The 17,241-nt window shown below is 40.5% G+C and carries 18 protein-coding genes; 17 read left to right on the top strand and 1 reads right to left on the bottom strand.

Annotation, left to right across the window (positions count from 1 at the left end):
* Positions 1 to 622: 622 nt before the first annotated feature.
* The 17 genes from thiD (at position 623) to BM135_RS12100 (ending at position 16,204) form a co-directional block, all read left to right on the top strand.
* On the top strand, positions 623 to 1,474 hold the full coding sequence (gene thiD, locus BM135_RS12180) for a bifunctional hydroxymethylpyrimidine kinase/phosphomethylpyrimidine kinase (RefSeq protein WP_092519983.1): 852 nt from the start codon (positions 623 to 625) through the stop codon (positions 1,472 to 1,474).
* Positions 1,456 to 2,454: an FAD-dependent oxidoreductase gene (locus tag BM135_RS12175; RefSeq protein WP_092519982.1), complete on the top strand. Its 999-nt coding sequence runs from the start codon at positions 1,456 to 1,458 to the stop codon at positions 2,452 to 2,454. The genes thiD and BM135_RS12175 overlap by 19 nt, the downstream gene beginning before the upstream one ends.
* Positions 2,438 to 2,635 (top strand): sulfur carrier protein ThiS, encoded by a 198-nt coding sequence (gene thiS, locus BM135_RS12170; RefSeq protein ID WP_092519981.1) that lies wholly within the window; start codon positions 2,438 to 2,440, stop codon positions 2,633 to 2,635. The genes BM135_RS12175 and thiS overlap by 17 nt, the downstream gene beginning before the upstream one ends.
* A gap of 1 nt (position 2,636) precedes the next feature.
* Entirely contained in the window at positions 2,637 to 3,410 is a 774-nt protein-coding gene (locus tag BM135_RS12165; RefSeq protein ID WP_092519980.1) for a thiazole synthase, read from the top strand.
* A gap of 167 nt (positions 3,411 to 3,577) precedes the next feature.
* Positions 3,578 to 4,024, top strand: coding sequence for a thiamine phosphate synthase (locus BM135_RS12160; RefSeq protein ID WP_217644299.1), 447 nt, complete (start codon positions 3,578 to 3,580; stop codon positions 4,022 to 4,024).
* Entirely contained in the window at positions 4,011 to 4,994 is a 984-nt protein-coding gene (locus BM135_RS12155) for a HesA/MoeB/ThiF family protein (RefSeq protein WP_092519979.1), read from the top strand. The genes BM135_RS12160 and BM135_RS12155 overlap by 14 nt, the downstream gene beginning before the upstream one ends.
* Before the next feature lie 45 nt (positions 4,995 to 5,039).
* On the top strand, positions 5,040 to 5,495 hold the full coding sequence (locus tag BM135_RS12150; protein ID WP_092519978.1) for an NUDIX hydrolase: 456 nt from the start codon (positions 5,040 to 5,042) through the stop codon (positions 5,493 to 5,495).
* A 23-nt stretch (positions 5,496 to 5,518) separates the two neighbouring features.
* Complete coding sequence (locus BM135_RS12145) at positions 5,519 to 5,986, top strand: nucleoside 2-deoxyribosyltransferase (protein ID WP_092519977.1); 468 nt, start codon at positions 5,519 to 5,521, stop codon at positions 5,984 to 5,986.
* Positions 5,973 to 6,938, top strand: a complete 966-nt coding sequence (locus tag BM135_RS12140; RefSeq protein ID WP_092519976.1) for a thymidylate synthase — start codon at positions 5,973 to 5,975, stop codon at positions 6,936 to 6,938. Before BM135_RS12145 ends, BM135_RS12140 begins: the two co-directional genes overlap by 14 nt.
* Before the next feature lie 55 nt (positions 6,939 to 6,993).
* Positions 6,994 to 7,713: a class I SAM-dependent methyltransferase gene (locus tag BM135_RS12135; RefSeq protein ID WP_092519975.1), complete on the top strand. Its 720-nt coding sequence runs from the start codon at positions 6,994 to 6,996 to the stop codon at positions 7,711 to 7,713.
* Between the two features lie 88 nt (positions 7,714 to 7,801).
* Positions 7,802 to 8,758: a DMT family transporter gene (locus BM135_RS12130; protein WP_092519974.1), complete on the top strand. Its 957-nt coding sequence runs from the start codon at positions 7,802 to 7,804 to the stop codon at positions 8,756 to 8,758.
* A 25-nt stretch (positions 8,759 to 8,783) separates the two neighbouring features.
* Positions 8,784 to 10,022, top strand: coding sequence for a thiamine pyridinylase (gene bcmE, locus BM135_RS12125; protein ID WP_175486118.1), 1,239 nt, complete (start codon positions 8,784 to 8,786; stop codon positions 10,020 to 10,022).
* A gap of 358 nt (positions 10,023 to 10,380) precedes the next feature.
* A complete protein-coding gene (acnB, locus tag BM135_RS12120) occupies positions 10,381 to 12,978 on the top strand; it encodes a bifunctional aconitate hydratase 2/2-methylisocitrate dehydratase (protein ID WP_092519972.1) in 2,598 nt (865 codons plus the stop codon).
* Between the two features lie 155 nt (positions 12,979 to 13,133).
* Positions 13,134 to 13,505 (top strand): YacL family protein, encoded by a 372-nt coding sequence (locus BM135_RS12115; protein ID WP_092519971.1) that lies wholly within the window; start codon positions 13,134 to 13,136, stop codon positions 13,503 to 13,505.
* A 190-nt stretch (positions 13,506 to 13,695) separates the two neighbouring features.
* Complete coding sequence (mscS, locus tag BM135_RS12110) at positions 13,696 to 14,568, top strand: small-conductance mechanosensitive channel MscS (RefSeq protein ID WP_092519970.1); 873 nt, start codon at positions 13,696 to 13,698, stop codon at positions 14,566 to 14,568.
* A 195-nt stretch (positions 14,569 to 14,763) separates the two neighbouring features.
* Positions 14,764 to 15,405, top strand: a complete 642-nt coding sequence (gene argO, locus BM135_RS12105) for an arginine exporter ArgO (protein ID WP_092519969.1) — start codon at positions 14,764 to 14,766, stop codon at positions 15,403 to 15,405.
* 64 nt (positions 15,406 to 15,469) lie between these two features.
* Positions 15,470 to 16,204 (top strand): oxidative stress defense protein, encoded by a 735-nt coding sequence (locus BM135_RS12100; RefSeq protein WP_092519968.1) that lies wholly within the window; start codon positions 15,470 to 15,472, stop codon positions 16,202 to 16,204.
* Here the strand turns inward: BM135_RS12100 and BM135_RS12095 are convergent.
* Complete coding sequence (locus BM135_RS12095) at positions 16,201 to 17,106, bottom strand: LysR family transcriptional regulator ArgP (RefSeq protein WP_092519967.1); 906 nt, start codon at positions 17,104 to 17,106, stop codon at positions 16,201 to 16,203. The two genes, BM135_RS12100 and BM135_RS12095, sit on opposite strands and share 4 nt — an antisense overlap.
* Positions 17,107 to 17,241 lie beyond the last annotated feature (135 nt).

Genomic DNA, 17,241 nt, shown 5'->3' with positions numbered 1-17,241 from the left:
ACACGAGATTACAAAACACCGAATGAGTTATTTAAAGGAATACCCACTCATTTACTTCGTTCATTACGGTGTTGCGCTTAATATGTGAATCCAAGTAATATACATATTAATATGGTTATATTTGTGTTATTACTATATTGCTTTTTTACATCGTCAACAAAGAGACAACTTGAAAAACGAAGTATATATGTAGAAGTTAGAATATATATGCAATATGTTAGGATTTTTAGAATACCTAGATTAAAAATGGCAAATAAAACTCCCTAACGATAATACACCTGTTTTTTGGAAGTTTGGGAGTCAAACTGATTGATTATATATAAAATCATGTAACCAAAAGTAACGATATAGCTTAAATAAATATATTATAAATAACCCCCATTCATATACGGTGATGTTTTTTATTTTGATGTTTTATTATCTAGTTTAATTTATGGATTATAGGGGGTGATGATAAATTAAAGAAAAAATCAACATATATTAAAGTTATAGATAATAATCTGTTAGTTATTTTAGATTCCGTTAATCCTATTCATTTGATTCGGTTATTTTTTTGGAGAACTTTCAAAATTAGATTTGAAAGGAGCTTATTTGTCGAAGTTGTAAATTTAAGGATATAACGATGTGCCACGAAGACATACTCTTAATTAAAACTCCGGTAGCTTTGTCAATAGCGGGTTCTGATAGCGGTGGTGGTGCTGGAATTCAAGCAGATATTAAAACAATGAGTGCCTTAGATGTTTATGCGACGACAGTGATCACTGCTTTAACTTCCCAAAACACAGTTGGAATTAGGAACATTTATAGTGTTCCAGCTATTTCTGTGGCAACACAATTAGAATCCGTCTTAGAGGATATTGCTGTTCATGCAATCAAAATTGGAATGGTTCTCACTTTTGAAATTATCAAAGCGATAGTCGAGGTTTTAAGGTTTTATTGTGGACCTATAATCCTTGATCCAGTGATGATGGCCAAATCTGGTGACGCCTTGCTACAAGAGGAAGCAATGTCAATCTTTAGAACAGATTTGCTTCCGTTGGCAACGTTGATAACACCTAATTTACCTGAAGCAGCGGTCTTGCTTGGGCAAGAAGAAGCCAGAACTTTGGCTGAAGCTGAAAGCCAAGGAAGAGAATTACTAAAACTTGGAGCTAAAGGTGTATTGATGAAAGGAGGACATTTCAATAGCAATAATTGCGTGGATTTACTCATTTTACCCGAACAGCAGACAATAAATCTCACGGCAATAAGAATCGATACTAAGAATACGCATGGTACTGGATGCACTCTTTCTGCTGCGATCGCCGCTTTTATGGCGAATGGATTGGGCTTAGTTGAAGCAGTAACCGAGGCAAAAGATTATTTACATCAGGCTATCTTAGAATCTAATAAGTTAAGAATAGGTTTCGGTCATGGCCCAGTTCATCACTTTTTTAATAAATGGGGTGAGAAACTATGCACATTACAATCATAGGGGCTGGTGTTGCGGGTCTTGCTTGTGCGGCAGAGTTCACTGCGAGAGGGGGAAATGTCCGGATTCTTGAGCGTGGGTCTAGAGTGGGCGCTGAGGCGTGCTCTTGGTGGGCTGGTGGAATGCTGGCACCATGGTGTGAAGGTGAAAGTGCGGAGCTTTCAGTCGTTAACTTAGGACAACGTGCTATTGATTGGTGGGCGAATCATACCGAAACACTTGTCTCATCAGGTACCCTTGTACTTGCTTTGGGACGTGATATTTCTGAACTGAAGACTTTTGCCAATAAAACTGAGAATTACGAAAGTGTTTATTCAGACCAAATTGCAGAACTTGAGCCAGACCTTGCCGATCGCTTTCATAGGGGACTTTTTTTTAAAGACGAGGCTTTCTTAAACCCTCGTAAAGCAATTATTCAGTTATCTGAAAAATTGGAGAGATTGGGCGTCGAGTTTGTATTCAATAATGAAGCTAATATCAGCGATGTTAGAGGAACCGATTTAGTTGTTGATTGCCGCGGCCTGGAGGCTCGTGACATATCAAAAACATTACGCGGGGTCAAAGGTGAAATGCTCTTGATTCACAGTAATGACATAAAGATTAACAGACCCATTCGATTACTGCATCCAAGAATACCTTTGTACTTAGTGCCGCGTGGTGATGGTGATTATATGGTTGGTGCAACTATGATTGAGAATGAAGAGCGTGAACGAATTTCTGCACGATCCATGTTTGAACTACTTGGTTCAACATTTGCTCTTCATCCAAGTTTTCATGAAGCTGAAATTATAGAAATAGGTGTCGATGCAAGACCTGCATTTCCAGACAATCTCCCGCGTGTCTATTGGAAAGGTGAGATTCTTTGTGTGAATGGTCTCTATCGTCATGGCTTTTTATTGTCACCTTCAATGGCACAAATGGCGGCAAAAGCTGTTTTTGAAGGCGCTAACATTCCGGAGTCAATCGATGAATATTCTAGTTAATGGTTTAGAGGTATCTGTTTCAGGTTCTAATTTGGGACAAATTCTTGAAGAGCTTGGGTATGTAGATACAGTTCTAGTAACAGCTGTAAACGGTAATTTTGTAAGTGTGCAAGAGCGTGATGAATTTGAAATAAAAAGTGCAGACAAAATTGAAATTTTGGCACCAATGCAAGGAGGCTAATGTGCTCAAAATATACGATACAGAACTGTACAGCCGTATGATGCTTGGAACATCTCAATATCCATCGCCAACAATTTTGTCAGAAGCCGTTAAAGCCTCCAGAGTGGAGATTGTCACCGTTTCTCTTCGTAGAGAGTCAGGGAAAAATAAGGCAGGACAAAGTTTCTGGTCATTAATTAAAACATTAAATGTTCGAGTGCTCCCTAATACAGCGGGCTGCCATACGGTAAAAGAAGCAGTAACTACTGCGCACATGGCAAGAGAAATTTTTGGCACTGACTGGATCAAATTAGAAATTATTGCTAACGAAGACACTTTACAGCCTGATGTTTACGGTCTTGCTGAAGCAGCAAAGATTTTATGTGCTGATGGCTTTAAAGTCTTTCCATATTGCACTGAAGATCTCTCAGTAGCAGAGAAATTACTGCAAGCAGGCTGTGAAATCCTTATGCCTTGGGGTGCTCCGATCGGTTCTGGCCGAGGACTAAATAACATCTACGGTTTGAGAACTCTCCGCGCCCACTTTCCTGATATTCCCTTGGTTATTGATGCAGGAATAGGCTTGCCTTCTCATGCGGCGGCGGCAATGGAATTAGGCTATGACATGATCCTGCTAAATACCGCTGTAGCGCGTGCTGGTGATCCAGTAATGATGGCTCAGGCATTTGCTAATGCAGTTGAGGCAGGTCGATTTTGTTATTTGGCTAAGCCAATTGAAAAGAGAGATATGGCAGAGCCTTCTACCCCTGTATTTGGTAAGGCCTATTTAACATGAAACTAGATCCATTTTATCCAATTGTCGATAGTGCGACGTGGGTTGAGTTAGTAGTCCCGTTAGGAATAAAGCAAATCCAATTACGAATTAAAGATGAAGATATTAAGCATATACGTAACGAAATCAGGAAATCGAAAATAATATGTTCTCGATTTAACTGTACCTAGATCGTTAATGATTATTGGCAAATCGCCATTGAGGAAGGGTGTGACTTTATTCATCTTGGTCAAGAGGATTTGGAAGAAGCAGATTTAGACCAAATTCGTCGTGCAAACATGCGGTTGGGGGTCAGCACACATGATGATGAAGATCTAAGAAAGGCGATCGCATTAAACCCTGAATATATTGCTTTTGGTCCAGTCTACCCAACTATTCTTAAGAAAATGAAGTGGAGTCCCCAAGGATTAAGTCGAGTATCAAAGTGGAAGCAAGCCCTTGGTGACATTCCGTTGGTTGCTATTGGTGGAATGAAGGTAGAGTTTGCAAACGACGTATTTGACGCAGGCGCTGACATCATTTCTGTATTAACGGATATTACATTGAATGTTGATCCAGTAAATCGAGTGAAAGAGTGGCTCACTATAACAAGAGGGCAAGGCATTGAATCGTTATGATAGGCAGCAAGTACTACAGCAAGTGGGAAAGAGCGGGCAAGCAAGGATTTCTAACGCTAAGATTTTGGTTATTGGTGCTGGTGGCCTTGCTTCACCAGTACTTCAATATTTGTGCGGAGCTGGAGTTGGTACCTTAGTTGTCGTTGATCCTGATGTTGTGGAGCTTACTAACTTGCATCGACAACCTCTTTATAACGAGAGCTTAGTCGGCCTGAAGAAAGTAGATGCCGCAAAGATAGTTCTAAATAAACTTAATTCTGAAGTTGAAGTTCTTACCCATGCCACGACATTACATCCAGATAATGCTCGTTTATTGGTGAGTAATGCCGATGTCGTTTTAGACTGTGCTGATAGTTATGCAGTTAGCTACATGCTATCGGATACTTGTTCATTGCTAGAAAAGCCGCTTATCTCTGCCACTGTTCTTGGCCTTAAAGGTTATGTGGGAGGGTTTTGCGCATCCGCTCCTTCTTTCAGAGCCGTTTTCCCTGATATACCAAATAATACGGCTACTTGTGCCACGGCGGGAGTCTTAGGTCCTGTAGTCGCAATAATAGGTGCTTTGCAGGCACAAATGGCAATCGGGACTTTACTGCACTTATCTTCATCGCCTTTGGGTCAAATGGTAATTGCTGATTTAGATACTTATGCATTTTCAAGTTTTCGCTTTGATAATGCTGAAGAGCCAAAATCAGCCCCATTCTATTTCATATCAATATCATCACTAACTTCCAAGGATCTGATAATAGATCTTCGGGGGAAAGATGAAGCGCCAACTCCTGTATACCCTGATGCGTTAAGGATGTCGGTTGATGAGTTTTGTGATGGAAGCTTTATTCCAGAGTCTGGGCAGAGAGCTGTTTTAGCGTGTAGATCCGGCTTACGTGCGTGGAATGCAGCGAGAAATCTTCGTAATTATTGGGATGGAGATATCGCGCTCATCGCTATGGCAAGTCTTGAAGCCAGATAAGGATTAAATTTTAAATTCAGTAATATCAAAGAGGTGAGTTTGATTATGAGAGCAAATGAAGGCCCCAAAGCGCTATCTGAGCCCAAGGTTGCTACGTTAGCCATTGTATATCATAACGACAAAATCTTATTGGTTAAGAGGAATAAACAACCTCAGCGGCTTGGTTGGGGTTTTCCTGGCGGCTCTGTACTGCCTGGTGAAAGTCTAAAGGATGGTGCTCTAAGAGAACTCAAAGAAGAAACTCAATTAATAGCTACAGTAGAAAAAATTCTTTCTATAGTCGAAGTCAATGAATTTGATAGTGACGGTATCCACCACCACTTTATCTTAGTACCACTTCTCTGTAGTTATTTATCGGGAACTCCTGTTGCTGGAGACGATGCACTGGAATGCCGCTGGATGAGTTTCAGAGATATTTACAGTCAATCAGAAACACTAATTGAACATGTTGCAACAGTAGCTCGGGAAGCTGAAGCAATTATCAGAACACGAGCTAATTAACATCAGAATAAGGCCCATAATATATGAAAAAGATGTTTTTAGCTGGACCGTTTAAAGCATTAGTAGATCCTGAATGTCATGTTATGTCACATAAAGATATCGATCAATTCCAAAGTATCATCGAATATTTTGAAGAGCGAGGATGGTCTGTGCATTGTGCTCATAAGCGTGAAAAATGGGGACGTGAGTTTATGGCACCTTCTCAATGCACACTCATTGATTACGAAGAAATTAGTAAATGTGACTATTTTGTAGCCTTCCCTGGAGCCCCTGCCTCACCCGGTACTCATATTGAAATGGGTTGGGCATCAGCGATGAAAAAGCCAATAGTGCTTTTGCTTGAAGAGAACGAAGAATACGCTTTTTTAGTCCAAGGGTTGGGTGAAATCACGTCAGTTAAGATATTGAGTTACAGAAAAGAAGCTGGTGTTGATATCACCCAAATAGAGATGTTAATTGAAGAATTCGAGAACGTTCATGAATCGTTATGACACATTTAATCAATTGTACATTGAGACACTTGATCTGATTAGTAATAACTATGAATTTGAAAATAGCCCACGTGGGCATTCCGAACGTGAGGTTCTTGGTTTTAGTTGTAAATTGACAAACCCATTATCGCGATATTGCTTTCATCCTATGAGAAAGCAAAATGTAATTTTCAATTATGCAGAAGCTCTATGGTATCTTTCAGGAAAGAATGATCTTGATTTTATATATTGGTATGCTCCGTCTATGGCCAAATATTCAGCAGATGGGAAAACTCTGCCTGGCACTGGCTATGGAAAAAAACTGTTGCACTTCGGATCTGACGACCTGAACCAAATTGCTAGAGCTGTCGATATTATCAAAAATGATGACGCTGATAGTAAGAGAGTATTTATCCAAATATTCAGTGCTGATGAAGATATCTATAAGACTAATATAGACGTATCATGCACTTTAGGACTGCAATTGCTCTTGCGTGAAGGAAAACTACACATGGTTGCATATATGCGGGCTAATGATGCGTATGTGGGTATGTTAGGAGATATTTTTTCATTCACTTTCATTCAAGAGTTCATAGCTTCAATGCTTGGGTGTGAAGTGGGGCAATATACTCATAACGTGGGCTCGATTCATATATACCAGCCTAATCAAGAGAAAGTCCAATCCATACTCGAGCTTCCATTTAAAACATTTGAGCCAATATGTTCACTGCCTGTAATGCCTAAATCAGATTTTTCAGTGGTATCCAAAGTTCTCGAATATGAGAAGAAAATTCGTTGCTCTGAATTGTCTTTGAACGATATAAATCATCTTCCATTAGACGAGTATTGGATAGAAATTCTCCGTCTCTTTAAAGTAAATACTTATTTCCAAATTGGGAGGAGTGTGCCTGATATGCTGATTGAAAGTGTCCATCCATTTCACAGATCTTTTTTATTGAACAGATTGAAATAGGTCAAATCTAGACTTTGTTGATTATTACTACACATAAATGAATATGAGGTAATAAATGGGTACTAATTGGATGAATGAAGAGGTTTCAAACTTATTTGATCAATATGATGATTATTTGGAGGAGAGACTTGGGTACAAACCGTTAATTGAGAACCTTAAGGAGAGCTTGGGCCAAAATATATCAGTTCTTGATTACGGTTGTGGTGGTGGGAAAGTGTCACGTCGGCTAATTGCTGGAGGCATAAAGGCGGTAACGGGGGTGGATATCTCACAAACTATGGTGGATAAAGCTTCCAATAACATCAATCGTGGTAATAGTTCTTATCATCAAATCAATACGGGTGTCCTTAGCTTCAAGGATAATACTTTCGACGCCGCTATATGTTGTTATGTTTTCATCAATAATAATGAAAAATCTGATCTTTTGAAAATAGTTAAAGAAGTTCATAGGACATTAAAATCTGGTAGCATTTTTTACGTATTGGATACTAATCCGGATTCAACCGGGATTAAGTTCAGTTCTTTCATGAACGGTGAGCCAAATAAAAAATATAATGATGGAGAACGAAGATTAGTGTATTTAGATCTGCCAGATGGAAGTATTTTTGAGATTTCAGACACGCATTGGCATAAAGATACATATTACGAAATTTTGACCGAGGCCGGGTTTAAAACTATTGAACTTTTTGAATACAGTGACGTGGATACTTCAAAGGATACTGAAGGCCTACAATATTATCCACCTTTCGTAATGTTCAAAGCTACTAAATTCTAGATGCTCGATATTTGTTGGTGAAATCCTTTACTTGTTACAACGATGCTGATAATGGGTTCTACATGATTAGTTTCGAAGGTAAATTAAGATGGTATTAGTGAGTTTAAGTAGATTGAGATCCAACAGATATGCTTTTGGCTTATTATTGGCAGTGATAGCAACTTGCCTATATTCACTTAAAGGCATTATTGTGAAAATTATGTATAAAAATGGTATTGATAGCATCAGTGTTATGGCACTCAGGATGTTCTTTATATTGCCAATTTACATCCTTATTGGAATAAGGGTTTATGCAAAACTTACTTTCAAACAGGCGCAATCAATTAAGTCTAACTGGTACTTGTGTTGTTTGATTGGTGTTGTTGGTTACTACTTATCAAGCTTCTTCGATCTGAAAAGTCTGAATTATTTAAGTGCGCAACTTTCCGGATTACTCTCGTTTACCTATCCAATATTTGTTTGTTTTATAAATTGGTTTTTGTTTAAAGAAACATTTAAAAAAGATATGTGGTTGACGCTTTTCTTGAGTTATAGCGGTATTATTCTGCTCTTATCGTATGAGTTCAACTTCGGAGATACTTCCGGTGTATTGTTTGGAGCAGTATATGCCGTTGGAGGGGCACTGGCTTTTGCTTGTTACATGGTCTTTAGTAAACGTTTTATGTCTAAAATACCAAGCACTATGTTCACTAGTATTGCGATGGGGGCCGCGAGCGTATGTGTATTTATACATTTTCTAACAGAAGAGGGATGGAAAGACATAAATCTAACCCTACAAGTCTTGTTACTTTCTTTGACGATCGCAATAGTTTGTACTATTGCCCCTTCTTTTCTCTTGAGTGAAGCCATTAATTGCATTGGCACTAATCAGGTTGCAGTTATGGGAGCATTTGGTCCGGCGGCAACAGCTCTTATGGCAGTTTTCATACTATCAGAGCCATTCAGTAGTTATCATTTTTGGGGAATGGCTCTGGTTGTTCTATCGGCAATTTGGTCATTTTTGATGAAATTTATAAAAACCAAATTACATTACACCAGAGACTAATCTCCTCAATTGTAAGGGAATAAATGTGAATATTTTAAAGTTTAGGCAAGTTAAGTATCTCATTGTATCTTGGTTTGTTTCTATCTTGGCAATTGGTTCAGCATTTGCTCAAGATATTAGTGTCGGTTTATATCCTTGGGTACCTCGCGTAGAGCAGTTTCAGACAGAACTGACTAAAATTTGGAAACAAAGATATCCAGATGACAACCTCATTTTTGTATCTAAGGAAGTTTGGGACGGGGGCTATAATACAAATCCATCAGACCAATTGGATGTTTATGTATTTGATGCAATTAATATGAATTATTTTGCTCATAATGGCTGGTTGTTGCCTCTGGTAAAGTCGGATATTGATGATTTTGATGATTTCTTTGATTACGCAGTAGATGGAATCAAAATGGTAGGCACGGAATTATATTGGGGAATTCCTCAAGTGGGATGTGCTCGTCTGTTGTTTTATCAGGCTAATGATACTGAAGTGCATATAGCTCAGACATTAACCCAACTAAAAACAACATTAAATTCCTGCCAATATACAGGTCAGGTTCCACCGAATAAGACAGGATTAATGGTGGATATGAGTGGTTCAACGACAAATGCCAGCTTATATTTGCAGGCAGTTTATAGTATCTATAATCAGATGCCAATGAACCTGCCATTCAATTCTGCTGAGTTTGATGCTGATGCAACAGCAAATTTAAGATCCATTATGGAGATGTCTAGCTATGACAATTCCACTAAGGAGACAGCTAGTTATCAGCATGGTGAATGGTTTGAAAAAGGGCATGGCAGAGCGTTTGTGGGTTTCACTGAATCAATGGCAGTTATGAGTAGTGGAACCCTAGATAATATCGAGTTCAAAGTGATGCCATTATCGAATAATACCGAAAGTAATTCTCTATTTTATGCTGATATTGTCGGAGTGTATCCGAAGCAAAATCGAACTGATAAAGAGCTATCAAAGGTCAAAGAGCTGGCGAATGTTATGGCATCAAAAGATTATATGGTTTCAAGCTCAAAGCCTATTCCGGGTGCTTTACAGGGACCTGAGTCAAACCCGCAGTATCTCATGCCCTTGCGAAAATCCATTTTTGTTACGTTGGGACGTGAATATCCCATTTATAACAAGATGAAAATGCTTGTTGAAAATAGTTCTCCGGTACTTTTTATCATGAATGAGCAAAGTAGAACCTGGATAAGGGAAACAAAAGAAAATCTTCAATCAGCGATTAGAAAGGATTTTGCATGTGAGATTTCACCGTAATTGAACATATAATTTTTTAGACTTTAATTTACCTTAAAGACCGGATTGTTCATAAGTAGAATCTTCATATAATTTTAATCAATATCACTAATGGTGCAGAAATAATCTACTCTGAACGTTGAAGTTTTATCATTGTTCAATGTTGATTTTATGTGAATGAATTAACATGCTATTCAAATTTTGGTATGCTAAGCGCCCGAAGCTGGGCATAATTCCAATGTTATGCGAGCAAAATCCTCTGACCTGGCACCCTTGATGATTGTTTTAGGTGATTGTTTTTGGATGATCGTTTTCAATGATCGTTACCGGGTGCAGACAGCCGGGTATATAAAATGACAATGAGAGCGAGGAGAAAGTCGTGCTAGAAGAATACCGCAAGCACGTAGCCGAGCGTGCAGCTCAAGGCATCGTCCCTAAACCGTTAGACGCAGCTCAAGTAGCATCGCTGGTCGAATTACTGAAGAACCCACCTAAAGGTGAAGAAGATTTCCTGGTAGATCTACTGACCAATCGTGTTCCCCCTGGTGTAGATGAAGCCGCTTATGTGAAAGCAGGTTTCCTTGCTGCCGTTGCTAAGGGGGAAACGGCCTCTCCTTTGGTTACAAAGGAAAAAGCCATTGAATTATTGGGGACTATGCAGGGTGGATATAATATCCACGCTTTAATTGATGCCCTTGATGATGAAAAACTAGCTCCGATTGCGGCGAAAGCACTTTCTCATACTTTGCTGATGTTCGACAGTTTCTATGATGTGGAAGAAAAAGCAAAAGCGGGTAATGCTCATGCCAAACAGATCATTCAATCATGGGCTGATGCAGAATGGTTCCTTGAACGCCCTGAATTGGCAGAAAAAATCACAGTTACAGTCTTTAAGGTCACGGGTGAAACAAACACCGATGATCTATCTCCTGCTCCTGATGCGTGGTCACGTCCTGATATTCCTCTACATGCTTTGGCAATGCTCAAGAATGCCCGTGAAGGTATTGAGCCTGATCAAGCCGGTGTTGTAGGGCCGATTCAACAAATCGAAGCACTGAACAAAAAAGGCTATCCATTAGCCTACGTTGGTGATGTTGTTGGTACGGGGTCTTCTCGTAAATCGGCAACTAACTCCGTTTTGTGGTTCATGGGAGAAGACATTCCGTTTGTACCCAATAAACGTGGGGCAGGCGTGGTACTGGGTGGAAAAATTGCCCCCATTTTCTTCAACACTATGGAAGATGCAGGTGCGTTACCAATTGAGGTAGATGTTTCTAAACTTAATATGGGTGATGTGATTGATATCTACCCCCATAAAGGTGAAATCCGCGATCATGAAACAAATGAGTTGCTATCTACTTTTGAATTGAAAACCGATGTCCTGATTGATGAAGTACGTGCCGGTGGCCGTATTCCATTGATTATCGGTCGTGGTTTGACTGGCAAAGCACGTGAATCACTGGATTTGCCACATAGTGATGTATTCCGTCAGGCAAAAGCAGTTGCGAAAAGCGATCGTGGCTTCTCATTGGCACAGAAAATGGTTGGCCGTGCTTGTGGTACAGTCGGTATCCGTCCGGGGGAATATTGTGAACCTAAGATGACCTCTGTTGGCTCTCAGGATACCACTGGGCCAATGACACGGGATGAATTGAAAGATTTGGCGTGTCTGGGCTTCTCTGCGGATCTGGTTATGCAGTCATTCTGCCATACAGCCGCTTATCCAAAACCTGTGGATGTGACTACACATCACACTTTGCCTGATTTCATTATGAACCGTGGTGGGGTATCTCTGCGTCCGGGTGATGGTATTATCCATTCATGGTTGAACCGCATGTTGCTGCCAGATACTGTGGGCACAGGCGGAGATTCCCATACTCGTTTCCCAATTGGCATTTCTTTCCCGGCTGGTTCAGGGCTGGTGGCATTTGCTGCCGCAACGGGCGTAATGCCATTGGATATGCCAGAATCCGTACTGGTTCGTTTTAAAGGAAAAATGCAGCCAGGAATTACTTTGCGTGATCTGGTTCATGCCATTCCTTACTATGCGATCCAACAAGGTCTGTTGACTGTTGAGAAGAAAGGCAAGAAAAACATTTTCTCTGGCCGTATTCTTGAGATTGAAGGTTTGCCAGAACTTAAAGTCGAGCAGGCATTTGAGTTGGCTGATGCATCGGCGGAACGCTCTGCGGCAGGATGTACCATTAAACTGGATAAAGAACCAATCATTGAATATCTGCAATCGAACATTGTATTGCTGAAATGGATGATTGCGGAAGGTTATGGTGATCGCCGGACATTGGAGCGCCGTATTATAGGCATGGAAAACTGGCTGAAAGATCCTCAATTGTTGGAAGCGGATGCAGATGCTGAATACGCTACTGTTATTGAAATCGATCTGGCGGACATTAAAGAACCCATTTTGTGCGCGCCTAACGATCCTGATGATGCGCGTTTGTTATCTGAAGTTGCTAACAGCAAAATTGACGAAGTTTTCATTGGCTCTTGCATGACCAATATTGGTCACTTCCGTGCAGCAGGTAAATTGCTGGATCAGCACAAAGGCCAGCTACCGACTCGCTTGTGGGTTGCTCCTCCGACTAAGATGGATGCAGCACAGTTAACGGAAGAAGGCTATTACAGCGTCTTTGGCAAGAGTGGGGCACGCATTGAGATCCCAGGTTGTTCATTGTGTATGGGAAATCAGGCGCGCGTGGCTGATGGTGTAACCGTAGTATCCACTTCTACCCGTAACTTCCCTAACCGCCTTGGTACAGGTGCAAATGTTTACCTTGCGTCTGCGGAATTGGCTGCAGTAGCTTCTTTGTTGGGGCGCTTGCCAACGCCAGAAGAGTATTTGCAGTTTATGGATAAGGTTGATGAAACCGCAGCAGATACTTATCGCTACCTCAATTTTGATCAACTGAGCCAATACACTGAAAAAGCGGATGATGTGATCTTCCAAACCGCAGTATAAAAAAGTATATTGCAATGAATGGGGAGGCAAATGCCTCCCTTTTTTGTGTCTGTCATTTTTTGTATCAGTTTGTGGACTGCCTCAGAGGTGGAAGTAGCAGAAATGTTTAAAATCCAAACGGGTTATTTGGAGTCTGTAATAATGGGAGGTATGTGATGGAATATGAATTTATGCAGGATATTACCGGTCAGGTAACAACATTCTTTTCAATGGATCATGAAGCTATCGGTCATTGGTTGAATGAAGAAGTGAAAGATGATTTGAGTATATTGGATAAAATCACTGTAGCTTTGCAAGAGATTAAAGGTAGTGAGCGTCAGTGGCAGTTGTCTGGTCATGAATATACGCTATTGATGAGCGAAGATGAGATTATGGTCAGGGCTAACCAACTCCAATTTGATACAGAAGTTATAGAAGAAGGAATGAGTTACTATGATAATGAGAGTTTGGCTTTTTGTGGGACAGACGATTTTATCAATATGTTGGCTGATTACAGAGAATTTATTTTGCAAAAAAAGAGAGAATAAGTATTAATGTTCAATCAATGGAGGCTTTCTGCCATAATCTATATCTATCACATGCTTGTGTTGTGACAGTGGCTTTCTATTTTTTGAACAGGAACCTATTTTTGAATAGGAACTTATGTCTGTTGCTGGTGTTGCTTGCGAGTTACAGCATTGAATGGGAATAGGTTCCAACAATAACGGTGGGCTTTGTATGGAAGAGATCAATCTGTCAAATGAGATTGATAAAGCGGCAAGTTGGTTTGCCAGCAATCAGGATCTATTGATTCAGTATGCGGTAAACATTGTATCTGCCATTTTGATTCTTATCGTTGGCTTATTTGTAGCTAAATTGGTTAGTAAAGCAGTTAAGCGTGTTATGTCATTGCGTGGCATTGATGCCACTATTTCTGATTTTCTATCCGCGATTATTCGTTATGCCATTATAGCGTTTACGATTATCGCCGTTCTTGGGAAATTGGGAATTCAGACTGCGTCTGTGATTGCAGTAATCGGTGCCGCAGGTTTGGCGGTTGGTCTGGCATTACAAGGTTCACTGTCTAATTTTGCAGCCGGTGTTTTATTGGTGATTTTTCGTCCACTTCGTACTGGTGAATATGTCGTTATTGGAGCGGTGGAAGGAACTGTCGTGCAAGTACAGATTTTCTCGACAACATTGCTCACGGCAGATGACCGTATCGTTGTGATTCCCAACGGGAAGATTATTGCGGACAATATTATTAATACCAGCCGTGAACCTAACCGCCGTACCCAAATTATGGTGGGAGTTGCGTATAACGCGGATATTGATGAAGTAAAAAGAGTGTTGGGTGATGTGATTAAAGAAGATAAACGCATTCAACATGAAAAAGGTGTCACTATTCGCCTGCATGAAATGGCGCCTTCATCATTGAATTTTGTGGTTCGTGTATGGACTATCAATGGTGATGCCTGGAATGTATATTGGGATTTGATGGAAAACTTTAAGTGTGCTTTGGATAAGCACAATATCAATATTCCATTCCCACAAATGGATGTTTATCTGCATCAGCAAAATATGGCCTTACAGAAGAAGGCAGATGAATAATTAAAATATCGCGGTGTGAGAATTTCTCTTTCTCACACCAAATTAGGTTTCTCTCATTTTTTGATTTTAAGTTTGAATAAAACTACCATTATTTTTTCTGATGATGCATTAGAATGATTCATTTCTCCTAATACCTAATCTTGCCTAATATGCATGGATAACGTAACTAATTGAATATTTATTAGGGATCTTTGCATGTTTTCGATATTTATCCAGGGCTTTTTTCTCAGTGCTGCGATGATTCTCCCGCTTGGGCCACAAAATGTATTTGTAATGCAGCAAGGGAGCAGGAAGCAGTTCCATTTAATGAGTGCCGCGTTATGCTCTGCCAGTGATGCTCTCCTCATTGCTGCGGGGATATTTGGTGGAAGTGCTTTGCTGGGGCAATCGATACTTTTATTGCAGGCTGTAACATGGGGCGGTGTTGCGTTTTTATTATGGTATGGATGGGGAGCTTTTCGAACAGCGCTATCAGCGGAAGTCGAACTGTCCCGTACTGAAAAAATTATTCAAAGCCGTTGGCGAGTCATAGTAACGTTATTCGCAGTAACATGGCTGAATCCCCATGTTTATTTGGATACCTTTGTTGTATTGGGAAGCGTAGGGGGACAATTATCAGCAGAGCTTAGACCGTGGTTCACCACCGGAGCGGTAATGGCATCGATCAGCTGGTTTTTTGCATTATCATACTTGTCCGCGTGGTTTTCACCTGTGCTTAATCAGCCTCGATCACAACGAATTATCAATATTTTTGTTGGCTGTGTGATGTGGTACATCGCTTGGGGATTAATTAAGCAAGGATATAGATTTTTTATTGATTACAATACTTCTCTATAAATAGTGTGCTAATGTTTTTGCAAGCACCTTACTAATGTAACTTTGTTGTATTTAAGGAGGTTTTGTGAAACGTAAATCACTGGTATTAGCCACGATAATGGCTTTGGGAAGCTTATCTTACATAACTGCTTCCGCTGCTGATTCGCTCTCTGTTCCACATATTTCCACTTCTGGCAACGCGATAGTTAAAGCGGCACCAGATATGGCTACGTTGATGATCTATGTGAGTGAAACTCAAAAAAGTGCGGCAGATGCAAAGAAAAAAGTAGATGCACGCGTCGCGAAATATTTTGATTTTCTGAAAAGTAGTGGCATCGAAAAGAAAGATATTGATGCTGCCAATTTGCGCACTCAGCCAGAATATCAATATGAACAAAAGACGGGAAAATCAAGTATTACGGGTTATAAAGCGTCACGTTCAGTTGAAGTGAAAGTTCACAAATTGGATAAACTGAATGCTTTACTGGATGGAGCCTTGAAAGCAGGTTTGAATGAAATTAGCTCCGTTCAGTTTAGTGTAGATAATCCACAACGTTATCGTGATGAAGCCAGACAAAAAGCTATTCAGAATGCCATTCAACAGGCAACTGTGTTGGCAAAAGGGTTCAACGGTAAGTTAGGCCCTGTATATAGTATTAATTATCGTGCACCTGAAGCTGTGCCTGTACCAATGAGCCGTCTGAAATATCGGACAGCTCTGTTGGCAGCACCAGCTTCTGATTCGGCCAGTGAAACTTACGAACCTCAGAGCATTGAGTTTTCTGATCATGTTGATGCGGTTTTTGAGTTACAGCGTTAATTAGCATCATCTTCCTGACGTAACATCTGGCGCCCTAGTTTTAGCAGGGCGTCAGTGACTTTTCTCATCGCTCCGCTTTCTGGGGCAAAACGATGCCAATAAAGCATACGGCGTTGGTACAGCCCTGGAGTTAGATCGACTAACTCACCGGCTTTCAGCTCCTTGTCGATTTGCAGGTGTGGGATCATACAACAAGTCGAACCTTGTTTTGCCAATTGAACAAATGCTTCGGAAGAATTCATGATATGGCAGGGCACACTTCCCGGTGATAAATCAAAATTCTGCTGTAAAAATGCTTGATGCATATCATCTAAATGGTCGAATGCAACAGCAGGAGCTTTCAGTAGTGCCGAACGGGTGACTCCACTCTGGAAAAAACGGTTTGCAAACTCTGGAGAGGCAACAAACAGATAATCCAGAGCACCTAATTTATCAACCAAACAGCTTGGCAGAGGCTGAGACTGAATACTAATCGCCCCGACGACTTCGCCCCGCCGTAAACGCTCTTGAGTCCGGGTTTCATCTTCCACCTGAATATTTAGTCGAATGGGCAAATCAGACAAAACAGGATGGAGAGCTGGTAAAAGCCATGTTGCCAAGCTATCTGCATTAACTGCAAGGGAAAGTAATAACGGGATCTCATTACTATTTTCATCGCCGAGCCATTGCGCTTCCAACAGTTCTACCTGATGTAATAGCGCAAGCAGCTTTTGCCCTTGTTCTGTGGGATGGGGAGGCACAGTGCGTACCAATAGCGGTTGACCAAACATATTTTCTAATTGTTTGATTCTCTGGGATACCGCTGATTGGGTAATACAAAGTTTTTGCGCTGCTCGCTCGAAACCACGTTCTCTAATCACTGCATCTAATGCTTGCAATGATCGATAATCAGGACGTTTCATTGAAAATAAGATTCTCCGTGTTTGCTCTTTTGTGATGTAGCCCAATTTGTGTGATATAGCCTAAGATCTTGAAGCGTTAAAACCATTATGTGGCCTAAATAGCACTATGCCATATTTTTTCATGATATGAGCCAA

This window comes from Xenorhabdus japonica (assembly GCF_900115195.1).
GTDB classification, from domain to species: Bacteria; Pseudomonadota; Gammaproteobacteria; order Enterobacterales; family Enterobacteriaceae; genus Xenorhabdus; species Xenorhabdus japonica.
This window is presented reverse-complemented; position numbering and strand designations above follow the sequence as displayed.